14 protein-coding genes are annotated in these 19932 nt (G+C 54.4%); 4 read left to right on the top strand and 10 right to left on the bottom strand.

What is annotated here, in order from left to right:
* Positions 1-15 precede the first annotated feature (15 nt).
* The 8 genes from Poly41_RS25680 to Poly41_RS25645 form a co-directional block, all read right to left on the bottom strand.
* Positions 16-687 carry a hypothetical protein gene (locus Poly41_RS25680; protein WP_146530239.1) on the bottom strand — a complete coding sequence of 224 codons (672 nt, stop codon included), beginning with the start codon at positions 685-687 and terminating at the stop codon, positions 16-18.
* Between the two features lie 6 nt (positions 688-693).
* Positions 694-1416: a hypothetical protein gene (locus tag Poly41_RS25675; RefSeq protein WP_146530238.1), complete on the bottom strand. Its 723-nt coding sequence runs from the start codon at positions 1414-1416 to the stop codon at positions 694-696.
* A 4-nt stretch (positions 1417-1420) separates the two neighbouring features.
* Positions 1421-1888, bottom strand: coding sequence for an ATP synthase subunit C (locus tag Poly41_RS25670; protein ID WP_231615935.1), 468 nt, complete (start codon positions 1886-1888; stop codon positions 1421-1423).
* Positions 1885-3759, bottom strand: a complete 1875-nt coding sequence (locus Poly41_RS25665) for a V-type ATP synthase subunit I (protein ID WP_146530237.1) — start codon at positions 3757-3759, stop codon at positions 1885-1887. Before Poly41_RS25665 ends, Poly41_RS25670 begins: the two co-directional genes overlap by 4 nt.
* Positions 3760-3845: 86 nt before the next feature.
* Positions 3846-4439, bottom strand: coding sequence for a V-type ATP synthase subunit D (locus tag Poly41_RS25660; protein WP_146530236.1), 594 nt, complete (start codon positions 4437-4439; stop codon positions 3846-3848).
* The gene (locus Poly41_RS25655) at positions 4436-5752 is read right to left on the bottom strand and encodes a V-type ATP synthase subunit B (protein WP_231615934.1); all 1317 of its coding nucleotides are present in this window, start codon (positions 5750-5752) and stop codon (positions 4436-4438) included. Before Poly41_RS25655 ends, Poly41_RS25660 begins: the two co-directional genes overlap by 4 nt.
* Positions 5753-5863: 111 nt before the next feature.
* Positions 5864-6817, bottom strand: coding sequence for a universal stress protein (locus Poly41_RS25650; RefSeq protein WP_146530235.1), 954 nt, complete (start codon positions 6815-6817; stop codon positions 5864-5866).
* Between the two features lie 258 nt (positions 6818-7075).
* On the bottom strand, positions 7076-7645 hold the full coding sequence (locus tag Poly41_RS25645) for a hypothetical protein (RefSeq protein ID WP_146530234.1): 570 nt from the start codon (positions 7643-7645) through the stop codon (positions 7076-7078).
* Positions 7646-8231: 586 nt separating this feature from the next.
* Here Poly41_RS25645 and Poly41_RS25640 point away from each other — a divergent pair.
* Together Poly41_RS25640 and Poly41_RS25635 are read left to right on the top strand one after the other, a co-directional pair.
* Positions 8232-9566 (top strand): ATP-binding protein, encoded by a 1335-nt coding sequence (locus Poly41_RS25640; protein ID WP_146530233.1) that lies wholly within the window; start codon positions 8232-8234, stop codon positions 9564-9566.
* 70 nt (positions 9567-9636) lie between these two features.
* A complete protein-coding gene (locus tag Poly41_RS25635; protein WP_231615933.1) occupies positions 9637-11076 on the top strand; it encodes a sigma-54-dependent transcriptional regulator in 1440 nt (479 codons plus the stop codon).
* A gap of 28 nt (positions 11077-11104) precedes the next feature.
* On the opposite strand, the gene Poly41_RS25630 is transcribed toward Poly41_RS25635, so the two are convergent.
* Complete coding sequence (locus tag Poly41_RS25630) at positions 11105-13372, bottom strand: FG-GAP-like repeat-containing protein (protein WP_146530231.1); 2268 nt, start codon at positions 13370-13372, stop codon at positions 11105-11107.
* A 376-nt stretch (positions 13373-13748) separates the two neighbouring features.
* On the opposite strand from Poly41_RS25630, the gene Poly41_RS25625 reads away from it, so the two are divergent.
* Both Poly41_RS25625 and Poly41_RS25620 read left to right on the top strand, forming a co-directional pair.
* The gene (locus tag Poly41_RS25625) at positions 13749-15551 is read left to right on the top strand and encodes an arylsulfatase (RefSeq protein ID WP_146530230.1); all 1803 of its coding nucleotides are present in this window, start codon (positions 13749-13751) and stop codon (positions 15549-15551) included.
* 485 nt (positions 15552-16036) lie between these two features.
* Positions 16037-17227 carry a 1-acyl-sn-glycerol-3-phosphate acyltransferase gene (locus Poly41_RS25620; protein WP_146530229.1) on the top strand — a complete coding sequence of 397 codons (1191 nt, stop codon included), beginning with the start codon at positions 16037-16039 and terminating at the stop codon, positions 17225-17227.
* A gap of 275 nt (positions 17228-17502) precedes the next feature.
* On the opposite strand, the gene Poly41_RS25615 is transcribed toward Poly41_RS25620, so the two are convergent.
* Positions 17503-19401, bottom strand: coding sequence for a sulfatase family protein (locus Poly41_RS25615; RefSeq protein ID WP_146530228.1), 1899 nt, complete (start codon positions 19399-19401; stop codon positions 17503-17505).
* Positions 19402-19932 lie beyond the last annotated feature (531 nt).

The following is a 19932-nucleotide window of genomic DNA, read 5'->3' as shown; positions in this document are numbered from 1 at the left end:
TACTTGAATGAAGCACTACAAGCTTAACAGGGCAGCGCCCTCTTTTCGCAGAATGCTATCGACCAAGCCGTCAAATCGTTGTTTTCCCAACTCCGTGTTCTGGCTGGCCCAGCGGCTCAAAATCTCCCAGCGGGCCAAGTACAACACAATCGACTCAAACGAAAAATGGTAGAGCTGGTCGATACGACGCCAATGATCCCATAGCTCTGCAAACAAATGTCGTTGAGCTTGCGATGGTTGATGGTCGTCGAGAGCTTGGCAAAACCGAACCAGCCAACTATAGCGAACATTCAACCCAAAGTAGGGCTGATCCCAGTGCCGACGGATCGCAGCGGACAAGGGAAAATCCGGCAATTCGGGTACGGAGTCGCCAGCGCGTTTGGATCGTACCGCCGCGACCAATGTCCGCATTTCAAATCGATGTCGGACGAGTCGAGCAACCAGTGGATTACGGATTTCGATCCCCAAACGTCGCTGTTTTGCGATGACGTCCGCGTCGCTGTGATCGCGCGGTTGACGGTCCCAGCGAAAGAAGTCAGAAAGCTGCTGGACCGTATTGCGATGCGGATCATCGAGCATCGACAAGCGACTTCGCAGCGTGGCTGCAGTAACCGGGATCGGCCAAGAATCGAAATGGAGCGGTAGTGCCGGCAGTGATGCGACCAAAGTATAGTAGTAGGTACTCATGTCGTCTCATTCTCCCTCGGACGACGATCCAAGGATTCTGCGAAACTTTGGTGCGAGGAAACGCATTAGCGCTGCAGTGACAGCATCGTCGCTAAAGTCAATTTCGATCGACTTCCCCGCCAACTGAACGCGAAAGCCGTGATCAAGTGAACGATCCGCCTGGAGCTGTACACCTTGACGGAACATCTCGGCGGCTTGCCCTTTGACATACGCTTCCAGCGATTCCGATTCCTCGCCTGCGACCAAGAATTTGACCCGCGATGGTTGATCGACAGAGGATGAATGATCAACGCTTGATGATCCCGTCGGCTCTGCAATCATCGTGGTCACTTCGCTCGCCATCTCGCGAATCAAGTCTGTCAACAACTCCGGCGCATCGAGCTGCTGACTCACCAGGTTGCCAATCCAACCTCGAAACTGATGCTCAAGTTGTTCTTTTAATTGCAAACTTGTGTCACGCTTGGCCAGTTGCAACGCTCGCTTGCCGTTGGTCGTTGTCCGCTCTGCCTGCTGCTGAGCTTCGTGCAGAATCGTGTCGGCCTCGGCATGAGCCGTCTCGACGATTCTCGCGGCCTGCTTTTTGGCTTCGGCCAAAACGGTTGCCGCTTGCTGTTGGCCTTCCTTGACCCCTTCGGATTTTAGCCGATCGATCAGATCTTGGACGCCCACGGCACCGTTGGAATTGGGTTCACCATGAGCACGGGTGCGGTCAGGGGAAATCGATGACATCGTATCAAACTCCTCCGGCAGCGACGGGCAAACCGCCTGCCAAGATCAATGCGAAAATAAACGCGAACACGGCAAATCCTTCTACGATCGCCGCCGGTGCGGCGGACAAGCCAAACACTTCCGGCTTACTCTTAGTGACTTGAATTGCTGATGCACAGCATTTGCCTTGGAACCAACCGCTGAATAGCAGCGCCACCCCACATAGCGATCCGATCGCGAACAGCCCCGGTGCGGATTCGATATCGACGGTGCGGTTTAGAGACAACATCACGACGATTCCATAAATGGTTTGCGACGACGGTAGCGCCGACAAGCCGACCAAACGTCCGTAACCGCTTTCCACATCCAACATCGCACCACATGCCGCTTGTCCGCCGATGCTGCAACCCAGGATGCTGCCAATCGCCCCCAAGGCTAGTGGCGCGTAGATCCCCAGCATGCCCATCATGTCCCAAAATGGTACGTCCATCATTTGTTCGCTTTCATCTCTAAGGCTTCGAATGGTTGCCCCTCGTCGGTGAGCGACCAGCTGAAAAATTCGATACAGTTCAAGCGTAGCCCGTGGACCACGCCACCGACGACGGCCAGCAATAGATTCAGAGTATGGCCCAGCAAAAACACCAAGGTACCCAACAGAATTCCTGCGCCTTGCACCCGAGCGGCATCCGATGCCAGTTGGTTAAACACGATTGCCAGCTGAGCACTTGCCAACCCGAGTGCAAATAGCCGTAGGTAACTGAGCGCGTCGCCGAAAGCTTTACTCACACTGGTCAGTCCCATCAGTCCGTCAAGGCCGCGCCAGAGCCAATCACGAGGGCAAGGCGAGAAGACCGGCCGGACGCTAGAAAACAAAAACACCAACACCAATCCGCTGCCAAGCATCCACGATCCGGTCTGGGTTACCGCTTCAGTCCATTGGCTCGCTTGACTGCCAAGCCAATCGGCAAGTAGCGCCATTACATCGGGTTTGGGGAGCTGGGCGAGTGCCAGTAACCAGCCGCCGATCAGCGCAATCGCCCAGCCAACGGACGAAAACGCATACCCACTGCCCAGCCACCGCCATGCAACGACCGCGTTAGCAAGCACCAAATGGAAAACGCCAATGGTGGCCGACACCAACATCATCGCTTCTCGGTCTTGCATGATGGAACGGCCATTGCTTTTGATCACGACGGAATCGAGCCAACTTCCTTCAGCAGGAGTGAACCCAAAAAAGCTGCCAATCGCCAGGCCGTAAACGATCGTGACCAAGACCATGAACGTGGCCAATTGACGAAATCTCTGTCCGGCTTCGGTACGTCCAAGTGACGGAGCAAGGCAGGCTAAGATCACGCCAAGCACCAAGCCGTAACCGGCGTCGGCCAAGATCATCGCAAAGAAAGCGGCGAACGAAAAATACATCACCCACGTTGGATCCCAGGCGCGATAGCCGGGCGTCATGAAAAACGTGACCGCACCTTCGGCACCGGCGATCGGTCGCGGATTGCTCAACAGCGTAGGTGGCTGTTCATCCGTTTTCGGTGCTCGACTGAGGCACACCAGCATGTTCTCGCGAGCGAACGTTTCAAGCGACGCCATTTGACGGGCGGGTATCCAGCCTTGCAGAGCGAAAACGGGGCCATCGACCCGTGATCGCTTGGTCGCGATCGCTCGGGCCGTTTCGTCTTGCACGACGCCAAGCTCCTGCTCCAAATGGTCCAACCACCGCGTCAATGCGATCCGCTCGACCTGCAAGGCTTCACGTCGCTGATCGATCTCGAATAGCCGCAAATTCAACTGTTCCAACGGACGAGCATCTAATACCTCCGGTTCGCACGGCATCCCCGCTGGCGGCTGATCTGCGATGATCACCCAGTATTCATGTTGCCGATCACGATTGATCCGATTGGCGTTGAAATTGCTCTTCACGTCCGCCACAAGCTCGCGAACTTGACGAGGGGTTAAGCGATAAAAGAAAAGCCGAAAACCGCGAAGTTCATCGGGCGAGGGTAGCTGAAAGTTTCCCCACGGGCGATTCTGCTCGATTGTCTCCGCAAGCGACTCTCTTTCTTCTGCCAAAGCCCTTGATTCGGACTCCGTTTGCAGCACTTTTTCTGCGATTCGCTTGATCTCATCCGACGTGGCCGAATGCGAAAAGGGTGGGCGTTGTTCGGGGCATCGCTGCAAAAAGGCAATCGCCGATTTTAAGTCGTTTTGGCTCATCGCGGTGTGATCGGTCCGTTCGTCAGCATCGCCCCTATCGACGACATGGACACAGCCCATGCGTTGTAGTTCAAAGATGACTTTGTCGCGGAATCTTAGTTCACCGATTAAGGTCACTCGCTGCAGCGGAACAATGGCCAAGTTTCGCTTCTCCTCCCTTCATCGTCGATTTTGTGAAAGCTCTCTTTTGGGTGATTCTTTAGCATGATCCGATAGGGAAAATGGACTTACCGTGCTTTGGCGATTTTGGCACGCACGATCGCCGCACGTTCCTGGTCAGAAAGGAAGATGACGATCCGGCGGATGCTCTCCTCTGCCCTGGGAATTAAGACCTTTTCAAACAAATTAACTCGTTGGGTTACTTTCCGTAGTGCCGCTCCGAGCAACTCCGTCCTCTGGACTGCAATTTTCAGCCTGACACGCAAATCAATCATCCGCTTGAGACCCTCGACGAGCGAATCGACCCAAAATGGCATCACCATCCGCGAGTAGTTGTCGACTTCTAATTGGATTTCACAGACGATCGGCACCGAGGTGCCAACGACGTTCTCGGTCTGTATGTCCAACGCGGCAACGCGCACCCAATCGGATATATTGGAAATGTCGATCGTCGAACCACCCATCAGCGGATACAGTGTTTGTAACTCCACACTTAGACGCTGAATTTCGGCCTCGATCGTGGCCAACTCGGATTGGGAATGCCGCCAAGCTGCCTGTAATTGCTGACGCTTCAGCTCTAACGAAGGCAAGAACCGCTTGTAAAGCTTTGCTTGGTCGCGTTGTCGTTTCAGCGTCGTCTTGTTGAGTGCCAGGGTCATCATTTGGGATAATACTTCCTCAGCAGATTCTCGCGAACCAATAGCTCTTGTGGCTCGAAACACTCGGCCATGGTTCGCCAGCCTAGATCCAGAGCCTCTTCCAGTGGTACGGCGACATCAATTCGCATGAACCGCTCAGCAAACAATTGACCAAACTTCAGCAATTTGTAGTCCATCTCTGACAACTCGAACGCCATTTGTTGTTTTTGCTCTGCCTGGCGAGCTCCCGAGTACAGACGAATCATCGTGTTCATGACAGCCGAATGGTCTTCTCGTGTGACTTTTCCAATCACTTGCTGTTTTAATCGAGACAGCGAGCCGAACGGGTCAAGCATGCCATCGTGCAAGTAGAACTGTCCCTCGGTAATGTATCCGGTGTTGTCCGGTACCGGGTGGGTCACATCGTTGCCGGGCATGGTGGTGACGGCCAGCAACGTCACGGAACCGGCGCCTCGATAATCACAGGCGCGTTCGTATCGCGACGCCAATTGGCTGTAGAGGTCGCCCATGTAGCCTCGGTTCGACGGGATTCGTTCCATCGCCACGCCGATCTCTTTCAACGCGTCGGCAAATGCCGTCATGTCGGTCATCAATACCAATACGCGTTTGTTTTGTTCGACCGCAAAACGCTCGGCCACCTTCAAGGCCAGGTCAGGAGCCAGCAAGCGTTCGACGATCGGATCCGACGCCTGGTTGGCAAACATCACCGTATGCGGAAACACCCCCTCGTTTTCAAACGAATCTCGAAAGAAATGAAACTCGTCAAAAATCAATCCCAACCCACAAAAGACGACCACGTCCGCATCCGCTTGAATCGCGATTCGCGCGAGCAGTTCGTTGTACGGTTCACCGGCGATCGAGAAGATCGGAATCTTCTGGCTTTCGACCAAGCAGTTAAAGACATCAATCATCGGAACTTGGGTTTCGATCAACCGTGACGGAACGACTCGCATCATCGGATTGACCGATGGGCCGCCAATATCGATGCGGCGTTGGCCGTGCAGGTGGGGTCCGCCGTCGATGGGAGCCCCCGCACCATTGAAAATGCGTCCTAAGATGCTATCGGAGAATAAGACTTGCGCGGCATGGCCGGAAAACCGCACCCGAGCGTCGGAGCGAAGCCCTTTGCCCCCTGCAAATACCTGCAACGAAACGCAATCGCGATTGATTTCGGTGACCTGCGCAAGCGAGGGGATTGGGTCACCATTTTCAACCCAAGCCAGTTCTCCCAGGGCGACACCGTTGGCTTGAATTTGCAGAATATCCCCTACGATCGAGATCACGCGATTGTGCGACAAGAGTTCGGGAAAGTTCACGGTGGAGGCATTCGTAGGGAGAAGTGGCAAGTGAACTGGGTTCCATGGCTTGTCGTCATGGCGACCAAGCGATCTCAACAGCGCCAAAAACGTCGAGTACTTCCCAAAACCTTAGACCGATGCGGTTTCTTTATCCTTGATGGTGATTGGCGAAACAAAACCATCGGGTTTGAGGGCCAAGACGGAACATTCAAGCGAGGCGAGCACCTGTTCCGTTACATTCCCCATGATCCATCCAGCGGGCCCCGAACGAACGACCATTCCCATGACGACCAAATCCGCATTGCACTCGGTCGCTGTCATCGGGATCACATCGCAAGCTTCGCCCTTGACCAGATGGACTTGGCTCTTCTCAACACTCGCGTCGCACTTGGCTAAGAATTCGTCCAGTCGCCATTTTGCATCGCTACGACGTTTTCGCTCGATCTCGACCAATTCGGCCAATGACATTCGTTTCCGTAAAAACTGCTCTCCGTCGATCGACCAAGCATGTACCACAGAAAGGTCCGCACGATGTGTGCGACTGATGTCACTCGAAATTTCGAAAACCTTTTGATCCAGCTTTCGGTTCACTTCGGCATCACAGCAAGTATCAACGCACACCAAAACATGTTTGAACTGTGCGGAGGTTGTGGAGCAGACCAGCCACACCGCACAGGGGCATTTTCGAAGTAGCTCAATCCCTGTACTTCCAAAAAATCCGGTACTGCGGCTCGACTTTGCTTTTGCAACACGAAGCACTAAATCATGTTGACCGCGTAAAACTTCTCGAATGATTTCTACCGATGTTGTACCGGAAAGCACTTTTGTCTCGACCTGAACGCCACGCTCGCGAATCGGTTTTGCCAATGCCTCCAACTCCTCCGCCTTCTCGTGAACCATCAACTGAGCGATATGACCGGGATCCTCCATGGTAATTCTTGCGATCCAAGGCAGCGGTGGAACGACATCGACGATTTTCAGCGAGGCATCGTTACGTAGCGCCACCTCGGCCGCTTCATCAACAATGGGATGGCTTTCGAGACGCGTGTCGGTGGTAACGAGGATGCTTTTGAAACGTTTCACCTAAGAAATCTCCTGGAGGGAAAGGAATCGGATCGGGGATCACGGCGACCGTGAACCAGCCTAACTAAAACCTCGCCACTTTGTGGGCGATTTACCGTATTCTTTCCGAATCAATTTCGGACGGAGCGGCAAGGCGCTAACCGCCGGTTGGGACCATGAAATACCGGCGGCTAGCGCCTTGCCGATCACAAAGTGGCGCTGTCTAGCTAAGCTTCCCGCGTGTGTGTGTATGTGTGTGGAGGCGGCCAGCGGAACGATTCAATCATCCAGCGCTTCACGTAGCCGTGCCAGCGCCTGCTGCTTTTCGATTGCGATGCGTTTGAGGTTCAAGTAGCTTGTCGAGGCTTTTGCAACGCGTCCGGCGTGTTCAAGCAGTTTCTCGCTCAGGATTGCGGCAACCGTTCCCGAGGAACGCTTTCGAACCGCTTGGACATAGGCCTTCCAGGCATCCCACAGTTTTTCACTAGGCTTTCGATCGAGCCACTGTTCGATCACGCACAGGTACGCCTTGCGATCACCCGGCGAATAACGCATCACGATCTCGATCACCGTTTGCCGTTCGGCATCGGTGACGTGTCCGTCCGCCCAGGCAACAAAGACCAGCGGAACGAGCAATAGCACCGCGACCGTTTCGTCATTGATGCCGTAATCGATCAGTTCATCTAGAATGCTCTGATCTTCGATGCTGACCAACTTGGTCAACTTCTCGCGCTTTCCCTCCCGCAAGATCTGCTCGCGAAGTTGTTCGCAAAGTTTGATGTCGACTTGACGAAAAAATTCGTCTTCAAGAGCTCGAAGCCGACTGTCAAGCGCATTGCACGTCTTCATCTGCTTTCCCTTTTTCGCGGGTGGTTTGCGAGTCAACCTGTCCGTTTGCAGCGGCTCTGCTAACACCTCGTCGTTTTCCGGGACGTCCTTGCGTGAAGCGTCATGGCGCGACCGCCATTGCTGAACCGAGATCCGCACCTACCGTAGGCGATTGACGCATGGTAGAAAGCCACTAACCCTGACATAGCAAGCAAATGTTATTCCAATAGGGAGAAAACGTCGCGAAATGCTAAAGTGTCCCTGAACGGGGCAGCAAGTCGTCGCAACTTTTCTCGGCTTCTACGACGATGAGGAAGGAGTTCTGCGATGATCGCCGGTGGTGAGTGTCGAAATTCAGTCGCGCTGCGCAAATCTCGCCGGCAAACCTACTTCGAAGCGGGCCCGAGAGCCGAGCGAATGACGGCTGAAACGGGTCGCGATCAGGCGTCGGTTGCTGGGTTGCATCAAGCAGACAGGCAATCCAGCTTTTCTGCCTTGCCCAAACCATTTGAAGGCACGGCGTTTGCCCCAGACGCCCTGCACGTGTCCCTTTCTCTCTCGCGCGGAAAAAATAACTGAGCTCCAACCCTATCAAAAGGCCGATCTGATGACGCTGCGAGAAAAGGTTGGGTGCTTCCTGCCGATGACTGGGTTGATCTTGCTATGCTTCGGGTTTTCGGGCGCTTGGTATGTCATCAAGCTTCAAAGACAAAACTCACGTCTATTGGATGTCAACGTCGCAAGCATTCGCGCCGCGGAAGAACTCGAGCGGCTGGTTCTGGAAATGCGACATGAACTCGATCGTTACTTGCTGACCAAGAATCGAGAACATCTCCTCCACGCGGTGCAGACGAAAACCGAAGCGGACGAGTGGATGTCCAGCGTCCGTCAACTCTCCGCATCCGAGCAAGAGGCTGCTTTTGTTTCGGAACTCGAAAATGGTCTCGAAGTCTATTTTCTTAGGCTGAATCAATTGATTGATGATTCCGATGCAACAACGACCCCCCTCGCCGTTGAAACACTCGCCGAGGAAACGCTATCGAGTGGTGTATTGGTTGTCGCTCACGACTACCTTAAGTTCAACGAGCAGGAATTGCAGCAGAGCAATCAGCAGCATCAGCGGTTAGCAGAGAAGGTGGCTTTGGTGATGGTGCTGCTGGGGCTTTGCGGCGCAATCGCTGGATTGGAAGCAGGGTATCTGGTGGCTAGGCGAATGAGCCAACAGCGACAAAAGGTGGTGCGTGCCGATCAATTCGCTGCGGTGGGCAAATTGGCCGCTGGATTGGCCCACGAGTTGCGGAACCCGCTGATGTGCATGAAGACCTTGGTTCAATCGGCGCGACGCACGCCGTCGGATGCTAGTTTGAATGCTACCGATATCGCGGTACTTGACGAAGAGATTACTCGCGTCAACAGTCTTCTGCAATCGTTTCTGGATTTCGCTCGTCCCTCGGACGCCGAGATCCGATCTGTGGAGCTGTCGCCCATTGTTCGCCAAACGGTCGACCTTGTTTCAAGCCGTGCGGTTTCTCGTCGAATTACGATCGACACCCAACTGCCTAATGAGTCGGTTGCGGTGCGAGGCGATGCAATGCAACTGCGCCAAGTCCTGCTGAATCTGCTGCTGAACGCTTTGGACGCAGTGCCGAACGAAGGCAAAATCACGGTGACCGTTCAGTCGCTTTGTCGTGATGGCGGCTCAGCGCCAATCGCCAATCACAAGCCGAGTACTGCGTGCTTAAAAGTGGCAGACAATGGCTGTGGACTACCCGCGGGACAGCGCGATCGTCTGTTTGAACCGTTCTTCAGCACGAAGGATCCCGGGTTGGGACTCGGGCTGGCGATCTGTCGAAGAATCGTTGACGAGCATGGCGGGCAAATCAGTGCTCAAGATCTCGAAGGTGGCGGAACGGTTTTTACGGTTGTCTTGCCGCTGTCGTGACAACGCAACTCTCACGGATGTGGGATACTCAATCCGCTGAATTTTCATCGAATCCGACTTGGAAATAGCTGTGCCAAAATTATTGATTGTGGACGATGAGCCCAACGTGCTCTACTCGCTGAAGAAATGCCTGGAAACGGAGTCTTTACAAATTGTTACCGCAGCAACTGGCGAAACGGGTATCGGAGCGGTCAGTGAACATCGCCCCGATGCGGTGATTTTGGATGTGCGGTTACCCGACATGTCGGGGCTCGATGCGTTCAGTATCATTCACGAGATCGACGCACGCATCCCAGTGATCATCATCACGGCCTATTCGACGACCGAGACGGCGATTGAGGCGATGAAGCGGGGGGCGTTTGAGTATCTGCTCAAACCGGTCGAGTTTGAAAAGTTGTTGGCCACGGTAGACAGCGCGATCGAAATCAGTCTGATGAGTCGTACCCCTGCAACGTTTGGAATCAGCGACGGCGACGACGTCAGTGCAGATCAAATCGTCGGTCGGTCGACGGCGATGCAGGAAGTCTACAAGTCGATCGGGCAAGTCGCACCGCAAGACGTTAACGCATTGATTCTGGGTGAGAGCGGAACCGGCAAAGAGATGATCGCTCGTGCGATTTATCAACACAGCCGTCGATCCGATCGTCCTTTCCTCGCAATCAACTGCGCAGCGTTGCCCGAAAATCTACTCGAGAGCGAACTGTTCGGACACGAACGTGGTTCCTTTACCGGAGCGGATCGACGCCGGATCGGGAAATTCGAACAGGTGAACCGTGGCACCATCTTTCTCGATGAGATTGGCGATATGACCCCGGCAACACAAGCCAAAGTGCTACGTCTGCTACAAGACGGCAGCCTTGAGCGGGTCGGCAGCAATGAAACGATCAAGGTCGACGTGCGAATCATTGCCGCGACCAACCGCAGCCTGCTGGAAATGGTCAAGGATGGTGACTTTCGAGAGGATCTGTACTATCGTCTCAGCGTCTTTGTGATTCAATTGCCTGCGCTGCGTGATCGCACCGATGACATCCCCGTTCTTGTGCGGCATTTTGTGAACCTCTTTAGCCGTGCCATGGACAAACAGATTCGCTCGATTGCACCAGAGGCGATGGCACGGTTGGAACAGTATCGCTGGCCGGGCAACGTACGAGAGCTTCAAAGCGCGATCAAGCACTCGCTGGTGCGAAATGTTGGCGAAGTGTTGACCGTCAATTCGCTGCCAACGGCAATCTGTGGAAGTGAGATGGGTGATTCAGGCGAGGTCACCGCTAAGCTGGACTTGGCCAATATTCGACAACACGTAAGCGATCGACTTCGTCATGATCCAACGAACCTGTACCATCAATTGCACAGCGAAGTGGACCGCATCTTGTTGACCGAGACGCTCAATCATGTCGACGGCAACCAAGCTCAAGCGAGTGAGATACTCGGAATCGCCCGCAGCACCTTGCGGACCAAGATCAACGACCTCGGATTGAGGTTTGAAAAACGCTATACAGAAAACCCATAGCCGAGATGACCGTCCGCGATCAAGATCGCTACGGTTGCTGGTTGACGAACAGAAAGCTGCCTTTCTTCGATACCGTCAGGATGTCGGGTCGTCCGTCACCCGTGACATCTGCCGATGTGACTTGCACACCGACGCCAGATTGGTCGTCGATGAAATGGGGCACGAACTTCGCTTCACCCGTCTTCTCGCGCTGCAACCGGAACCAATACAAGACGGGTGGCGCATTGGGTTCAATGTCCTTCGGGGGTGGATGGGCCCACATTCGTTTGCCAACCACCATGTCTTGTAGGCCGTCGCCATCAAGATCGCAAAGGGCTAACGCGTGCGGTTGCGAAAAACAAACGCCATACTTTGTCTCGTCGTCTCGGTCTCCCATGAAGGGATGCTTTTGGAACGAGATCTCGCCGTTGTTGCGGACTTGCTCGAACCACGCCAGTCCCCATCCGTGCGCATTGAGCGCCGTGATGACATCCGACAAACCGTCACCATTGACGTCGTAGGCAAACATTTGGGCGCCCCCTTTGTCCTCGGAGAAGACAACGGGATGAGCGGTCCAGGCCTCATTCGAGTCGGCGGGTTGCGACCACCATCCGTCGTTGAGAATCAAGTCGAATCGTCCGTCGCCGTTTACATCCCCAATACCGGTGCCGTGATGGAACCGTTGCCAATCGCCGGGGAGGGTGATTGGCCGGAATCGCCACGGCTGTTGCGGATCGGACCAGACCGGCTGGATGAGTCCCCAGCGTTGTTCCCAGAGTGCCACGATTTCGGGCTTGCCATCGCCGTCGACGTCCAAGAAAGGCGGTGATTCTCCTTGCACGCGTTCGAACGCAAAATGTTGTTTCCACAGCTCATTTTTGCCTTGCGGATTCTCATACCAGACCGCCGGATGCAGGTGCACTCGTCCCAACACCAAAATGTCAGGCCAAGTGTCGCCATTAAAATCCCATGTGTAACTGAACATCGAGTCGCTCGGCGAGGGTTCTCGGGGAAACGTTTTCGCCGGGTAGAACTCGTGTTTGATCGTGAATTCGGGTCCCTCATACCAGTACGGCCCCGCAACGATATCGGGCTTTCCATCACGGTTGAAGTCAGCGGAGTTGATGCCGTCACAAAAGTACTGGTCGGTTAAGACCTGTTTGTGAAAGGTGAGAGGCTCGGACGGCGGATTTGCATACATCAGCGTGTCCAGATGCGATGATGACCGACGGCCCCGACGCCCTCGTCGCTCCGGCGGGTTGGAGCGGAGTTTCAGAGCAGCCTGTTTCGTATAGGGAGCGTCCAAGCCTTTGCGGTTGTGATAGTGATTAAGAACTCTCTCGTACATTGGACGTAGTCTGCCCCGGTCATCACTCGAGATCTTGTCGTAGTGATAGCGTCCCTCAAAGCTCTCATACGGCTCATAGGGAACGTCAAAGCCCAGGTTGTATTTTGCGGTGTACTCGAAGCCCTTGAGCAAGCGATTATCCAACGCTCCATACAGATCAACGCCTTGTATCCACGCCGTCTCACAAGTGTTGGCCAAATACTCTAGGCCCATTTGCGTATGGCCCTGGTCACGACCGGTTTCCTGACACTGGCCGGATTCCTTGAAATAGTTGCCAATGGCCCCGTTGCCTTCACCGCTTAAGAAATAGGTTTTGGCTCGATCGAACATCCCTTGATCGTCCAAGAAAACGCCCATGGCCATTATGACCTGCATCATGGACGCATCCCAATTGCCGTTGGCGGAAGGGTAGAAGTCCTGGATGACCGGATACCAGATATCTCGCAGCATCAAAGCAAACTGGGCCTGTTTCGGTTGAGGCCATTGATCCCATGAATGCTTTAGAATCTCTGCTGCGATACAAAAATGGTATCCACTCATGCCGATCAACAGCTTGGCATCATGATTTTCGATTGACTCAAGGGTTTCCGACCACGCATCAATAATTTCCGCAGCTTTGTTCGCATGGGCTTCCTCTCCGGAAAGTGCCCAGCAGAGTGCGTGGTTGTACGCCGCTTTGGCGTCCTCGCTGAACTCCGAGGATCCAATGTTGGGGTCGTTGTACGGGCCACGTTCGACGTGAGGGTAGGGATGAGGTTTCCAGTCCAGAGAACCGTAGCGAGAGCCTAGCAATTTCTCCCAGGCTGCGGACCAGGGCTGCTCACCCGCATTGATCTTTGTCTTGACAAATTCGATGCTTTCACTGCTGTGGGCGATGCCGGGGTGAGAAAACTCCGCCAGCACCGGCGGGTACCGGACGCAGACAAAAACGGCAAGAAAGGTTAGGAATCGGATGCTGTTCGCATTCATTTTCGATCGATTCGGTTTAGGGTTGATGTTGCCAAGGGGCGTGCCTTGTTTCAAATACGCGTTGCTTGGATTCGTCGAAGTGCCGCATGCTTGTACCGTTCCTCATGCTGTCTCCACCCGTCACGCCAACGTCAGCCATGAAGATCGCCTATGGCTTAAAACCCGGTCAATTTAGCCTACGACGAGGGGCACGACAATCAAGTATCCTTCGAACACCGTCATCAAAAAGAGCTAGGATGACCTTCGGTGTAGCCTGAAAAACGTGGTCCCTTCGCGTCGCAGGATCGACTAGAATGCCCATTCGGTTTCGACGCAACTCATTGTGCCCCCTGCTAACTTGCTCGGATTCTCATCCCCCATCCTGTGACGACAACTCATGACTCTAAATCTTCGCATCTCTCTGCTCATGATTGGGCTCCTCATTTCGAGTGCCCTCACCGCGGCGGCCACCAACGTGGTGTTCGTCATTTCTGACGACCAAGGCTATGGTGACCTCGGCTGCACCGGGAATCCGATTATCAAGACGCCAAATATTGATCAGTTGGCATCGGAAAGCTCTGGACTGAGCAATTACCACGTTGCCCCAACGTGTTCCCCCACGCGTTGCTCGCTGCTGACCGGTCACTGGACAAACCGCACCGGAGTCTGGCACACGATCATGGGCCGTTCGATGTTGCGAGAGAATGAAGTCACCGTCGGGCAAATGTTTACCGATGCTGGTTACGAAACCGGTATGTTTGGAAAATGGCATCTCGGTGACAACTATCCTTATCGGCCCGAGGACCGTGGCTTTACCGAGGTCTATCGGCATGGTGGCGGCGGCATTGGCCAGACTCCCGACATTTGGGACAACGCCTACTTCGACGGTTCCTATTTCCACAACGGAAAGATCGTTCCCGCGAAAGGTTTTTGCACGGACGTCTTCTTCTCGCAAGCCAACGCCTTCATCAGAGAGTGTGCGGAGCAACAGAAACCTTTCTTTGCCTACATTTCTACGAACGCTCCACACAAACCGCTGCATTGCCCACCCCATTACTTCAAAATGTATGATGGGCAGTCTGAAAGCATCGCTGCTTTCTACGGCATGATCACCCAGATCGACGACAATGTTGGTAAAACGCGTCGCTTGATCGAAGAACTGGGAATCGCGGACGATACGATTTTCGTCTTTACGACCGACAACGGAACGGCCAGCGGGGCGAACGTTTACAACGCGGGGATGAGGGCCGGCAAGGGAAGTCCTTATGAGGGGGGCCACCGTGTCCCGTTCTTTCTCCATTGGCCTGCTGGCGGAATCACCAAACAGCATGACGTCGGTGAGCTAACCCACGCTGTCGATATTGTCCCAACGCTGCTTGAGATGACCGGCGTGACGAAGCCGGAAGGGGTGAAGTTTGATGGGGTCTCGATTGCCGACCTGCTTGACCCGGCCAAGGAAGTGGATTGGCCTGAACGCTTCGTGATTAGTGATTCTCAGCGTGTTCGCGATCCGATCAAGTGGCGCAGTTCGTCGGTGATGTCGCAGAAGTATCGGCTCATCAATGGCAAGGAACTTTACGAAATCGCGGTGGACCCCGGTCAGAAGAACAATATCGCCAAAGAGCACCCGGAAGTGGTGGCGACGATGCGCGAGTTTTATGAACAGTGGTGGGCCGAGCTCAAACCGAGCTTCTCGCAGACCACCGAAATCTACCTCGGCCACCCCAAACACCCCGTCGTCAGCCTCACCGCCCACGATTGGATCCAAAAGGTCTATCCCCCATGGCATCAAGGATCCATTCGGTTGGCCGACCGGAAGCATCCGGCCAACGAAAAACTCACCCACCAAGGCCATTGGGCGGTCAAGGTGATCCAAGATGGTAAGTATCAGATCTCGCTTCGCCGCTGGCCGGTTGAGTCGGGAGCTGCGATCAATGCCTCGCTTGCTGCCGGAGACAATGTGCCGGGTGCAACCGAGGCTTTTCGTGCTGTCGTCGGGAACGCCATCGGTGCCACTCATGCGGTCCTACGAATCGACGAAAATGATCTCGACCGTAAACCCGTCGGGAAGGATGCCGAACAGGTGAGTTTCGTCACGGAGCTCAAAAAGGGCTCGTATCGACTGGCGCCGGTGTTTGAAATCGAGGAAGGGGAACTCGGCGCATATTACGTCGTCGTCACGAGCATCAAGGGGCCATGACGCCGAATGAACGGTACGCCCTTTGACTCTCGACCAAGTGGAACCCAGCCGTTGGCTGGCCTGACGAATCGGTGGGGGTTTGGAGACCGATGAAAAGTATCACCGATTCGAAAGAGGTTGTATGGAGCAAGTCAATTGGGTGCCAAGAAACCCTCTCCCTCGCTGCGCTCGACCTCTCCCAGAGGGCGAGGTACACCACCGCTCTCCCTCGCTGCGCTCGACCTGCCCCAGAGGGGGAGTCAAAACACCCCTCCCGCGAGCGGGAGGGGTCGAGCGCAGCGAGGGGGAGGGCCCCGAGCGCGCGGCCAACTTTTCAATACGTCTTCACATCGATTCGTCAGACCAGCCGTTGATCCCCAACTTGCCTCACAGGATCGCTCCATTTAGGTCTGATGGACCTCGCGGCGCATTCGTGAATCGTGTAATCGGGTAGAACGTCTCGGTTCCTTGCAAGTTTTCAATCCCGATACGCTAGCGGTATTCGCATGCATCCCGTCGTTTTTGATCAACCCTATGAGTTTGTACCTCCCTACCAGGGTCGATGCTGGCCATGGATCTTGCAGAGACTCATCCGGCGACGACTTCGTAGGGACTACGGCATCGAGGAGATCCATTGCGAAGGGCTGGATCGGTTGAAACAGTCCCTATCGGCTGGACATTCAATTTTGCTCGCCCCGAATCATTGCCGTCCCTGCGACCCCGGGATTGTCACCGAGCTGTGTCGACGCGCCGGTGTAGCTCCATTTACCATGGCCAGTTGGCACCTTTTCATGCAGGGACGTGTTCGCCGCTTTTTGCTGCGAAGAATCGGTGCGTTTAGCGTTTACCGCGAAGGGATGGATCGCCAAGCGCTCCAGGCGGGGGTCGATATTCTGCAACAGGCAAAGCGGCCACTGGTGATCTTCCCCGAAGGTGTCATCACTCGAACCAATGATCGGCTTCTGGCATTGATGGAAGGCGTTTCCTTTGTCGCCAGGGCAGCCGCCAAGAAGCGGTCGGCCAGCAGCCCTGCGGGTCAAGTTGTGATCCATCCCGTGGCAATTCGCTATCGCTTTCACGGCGACATCGACGTCGCACTGCACGGAACTTTGGATGCGATCGAGAATCGCTTGTCCTGGCGTCCAAGGCGAGAGATCGATCGCATCGAACGGGTCTATCGAATTGGCGAAGCCCTGCTGTGGCTGAAGGAAATTGAGCACTTTGGTCAGCCACAATTGGGGGCGATCTTCGAACGTGTGAAACGATTGATCGATCAAATTCTCGATCCGCTGGAGCACGAATGGACCGATGGGCGAAGCGATACCACAACCGTTGCTCGGGTGAAAAATCTTCGAATTGCGATTCTGCGCGATATGATTGCGGGCGAGGTGACCGAGGAAGAACGCAAACGACGGTGGGCCCAGCTTGAAGATGTCTACATGGCACAGCAATTCAGTCACTACCCGCCGGACTACGTTCGTGGCAATCCGACAAACGAGCGACTCCTCGAGACGGTGGAGAAGTTTGAAGAGGACCTTACCGACGAGAGTCGAATTCATCGGCCAATGGCAGCGACCGTTAAGGTCGGGGATCCGGTTCTTGTGAGTCCTCAAAGAGTGCGTGGTGCTGCGGAGGATCCAATCATGAGGGAAGTGAACCGCAGTTTGCACGAAATGCTGGGCATACCACTTCCCTAATCACGCTCGACAAAATCGACTGCGGACCAAGAGCCGGATCAAAGCGACGTAGCGTTTTCAACACGGACGTGTGACGTAGAACAAGTCAGCCAGGGTTCAAATGCTCCTGAAAACGAGCCTATTGGACCGTCAAGGTTAAAACGGCGAGTTGGGACGTAGTGGACTTCGCCAGAAGTCCCTAAGAACATTTGAGTTACGGATTCTTGGCGAAATCCACTACCCAATAATTTAATGCTGACGGTCCACTAGAATCCCTGCGCAATCGGTGTTGGAGCTTAAGGAGTGAAGGGATCGTCGGGTTCCTCTCCCTGTTTTTTGAGTGCTGTTTCGAGCGAAAAACGAATGAACAGTGCGATTGGACCGGACGGTCGCGCCTTCCATTTTTCCAAAGTCGATTGCATCGTTGCGAACTGGTTGTTAGCCATCGGGCCTAGCAACTCCAGTGCTCGGCTGGCGCGAAGCACGAGATACTCATCTTCACTTTGAAGTTCTTTTGCGAGCAAATTTGGATCCTTGAGCAAGGATGCCGATTCCACTCGGATCATCGCCTTGTCGTCGAGTGTGGCTTGGCGAACCGATTCGATGCACGTTGTCGGCAACTCGGTTTGAGCCTGCAGTCCGAAAATTGCCATCAGCCGCACGGAAGGATCCTCATGGCGTAAGGATTTGATCTGCTTCTCCAACCGATCCGAGCCACGACCGATCACCTCGGCTGCAGCGAGCAAATCGTTGCTTGGAAACGTTTCCGCCGCTCGGGTCCATTCGAACAAGGAGGGATGCTGTTGCAAAGCAATTCTTGCTTCCTCGGGAGGAATGAAACCTACGTCGCGAGTCTGCCGAATCCAACTTCTCAACTCGATGCGCATTCGCTCAACAACCGGTTTGAAATTCGCGTCACCAACAAGATTCTTCAAGTTTTGTGGATCCTTCTTGACATCGTACAATTCCTCTGGCAATCGAGTGGGGCCGGCATAGCCAAGTTGAACCTCGTTGAGCTTGCCTTCCAAAGCCAGTTTTGCAATCGTCTGCTGGACTTCACTGAAATCGCTGTAAGTACTCGGCTGACTCCAAGACAGATCAGGACGATAATTGCGAATGTACAGATATTGTTTATCACGAACCGAGCGTGATCGGTCGTAGCATTCATCCACACGATCCCGAGCTCCGAAAACGTACCGACGAGGCTTCATTTGCCGAGAGCCTAAGAATGCTTCGCCCTGACTGTATTCGGGAACATCGATTTCAAGCAGGCTCAGCACGGTCGCGGGGAAGTCGACAAAACTTACAAGCCGATCGGTTTGTTCGCCCGGTTTTGTCGGCGCGAGGTGCTGATACTTCTTCGGAAACCGAATCAGCAGCGGAACGTGCATGCCCGAGTCGTACAAGCACCGCTTGCCTCGCGGCATTCCGGACCCGTGGTCGGAATAGAAGAAGATGATCGTGTTGTCGTACAGTCCATCTTCCTTCAACTGTGCAACTAGCTTGCCGACATTCAAATCCATCACGCTGACACAGTCATAGAACCGAGCGATACCGCGACGGACTGCTGGAGTGTCAGGGTAGTATGCGGGAACAGGGGCCTTGTCCGGATCGTGAATTCGGGGGGAAGAAAGCTGGCTTTGAATCGTTTTTTCAAACCTCTCGCGAGGCCAAACACCCGTTCGCGATTGATGTGTCGACATATCATTGAAAACGGAAAAGAATGGCACCTTCCCCTTTCGATTTCTCCAATGTGCCTCGGCGCCGTTCTCGTCCCAACCTTCTGCGATCAGCCGTTCTTCATCGATCGTGTTGTAGTCGGTCTTGCTATTGTTGGTGGTGAAATACCCTGCCTTACGAAGCAGAGCCGGCCACGCATGAACGAACGCTGGTAACGGAAAATCACTACGCAAATCTTGAGTGCCGAGCGAAGTGGAGTAGACACCTGTGATCAAGGTCGAGCGTGATGGCGAACAGACGGGTGAACTGGAAAACGCGTTCGTGAAATGCGTGCTTTCACTTGCGAGTTGGTCCAAATGAGGGGTGTCCGCGTACAGGTCACCATTGCACCCAAGCACGGGGCTCATGTCTTCCGCAGTAATCCAAAGCAGATTGGGCCGCTCAGCCCCAGTCGTGCAGTAAGTCAACGCAAGATTGGAAGCAACAAGCAACACAGCAAGACCCGTGGTCTTCATTGATCAAACCTCGTGGAACGACGGCGAATATGGATACGGCCGCTAGATCAGCCAGGATCCTCTCTGGACCGAGTAGCAACTGTAACAGAAAGTCGGGAGGCCAAAAGCCTGCTACTCACAAGGAATCTCCGATTGACTTTCGTCACCATCAAGAAAGCCTTGATCCGTCTGACTGTGCTTCGCCAGCGGCAAGGGACGTGCGATAAATAAGTGGCGTAAGCTTCTCAGATACCAAAGTTGTTTTTCGCACGGCCTCGCGTGTAGGGTCACGCCTGCTAACCCCTCCCGCTGCGCGGCTCGTTGTACCGCGCATCTCGGGTGGTGTTTAATACATCTGCGGGGTAGGTGACGAGATTTCGCTCTGGACTTTCGACAAACCGCTGCGAATGATTGTTGCCTTGCGGTTCGCGCTGGTGCTGCGAACATGGGAAAGCCTGTTGCACGGAGGTGCGGTTCATGGGTGCGGTGGCTCTCGGACTCCTCGGTCAAAAAACCGGCTCATCCGACCGAAGCGCGCGGAACCCAGACTCA

The sequence above is a fragment of the Novipirellula artificiosorum genome, from assembly GCF_007860135.1.
Taxonomy (GTDB): domain Bacteria; phylum Planctomycetota; class Planctomycetia; order Pirellulales; family Pirellulaceae; genus Novipirellula_A; species Novipirellula_A artificiosorum.
Note: the sequence above shows the minus strand (reverse complement) of the source record. Positions and strands in the feature narration are given on the sequence as shown.

Coding starts and splice junctions, on each gene's coding strand:
- Poly41_RS25680 (WP_146530239.1), bottom strand. CDS start 687: ATGAGTACCTACTACTATACTTTGGTCGCATCACTGCCGGCACTACCG.
- Poly41_RS25675 (WP_146530238.1), bottom strand. CDS start 1,416: ATGTCATCGATTTCCCCTGACCGCACCCGTGCTCATGGTGAACCCAAT.
- Poly41_RS25670 (WP_231615935.1), bottom strand. CDS start 1,888: ATGATGGACGTACCATTTTGGGACATGATGGGCATGCTGGGGATCTAC.
- Poly41_RS25660 (WP_146530236.1), bottom strand. CDS start 4,439: ATGATGACCCTGGCACTCAACAAGACGACGCTGAAACGACAACGCGAC.
- Poly41_RS25645 (WP_146530234.1), bottom strand. CDS start 7,645: ATGAAGACGTGCAATGCGCTTGACAGTCGGCTTCGAGCTCTTGAAGAC.
- Poly41_RS25640 (WP_146530233.1), top strand. CDS start 8,232: ATGACGCTGCGAGAAAAGGTTGGGTGCTTCCTGCCGATGACTGGGTTG.
- Poly41_RS25630 (WP_146530231.1), bottom strand. CDS start 13,372: ATGAATGCGAACAGCATCCGATTCCTAACCTTTCTTGCCGTTTTTGTC.
- Poly41_RS25625 (WP_146530230.1), top strand. CDS start 13,749: ATGACTCTAAATCTTCGCATCTCTCTGCTCATGATTGGGCTCCTCATT.
- Poly41_RS25620 (WP_146530229.1), top strand. CDS start 16,037: ATGCATCCCGTCGTTTTTGATCAACCCTATGAGTTTGTACCTCCCTAC.
- Poly41_RS25615 (WP_146530228.1), bottom strand. CDS start 19,401: ATGAAGACCACGGGTCTTGCTGTGTTGCTTGTTGCTTCCAATCTTGCG.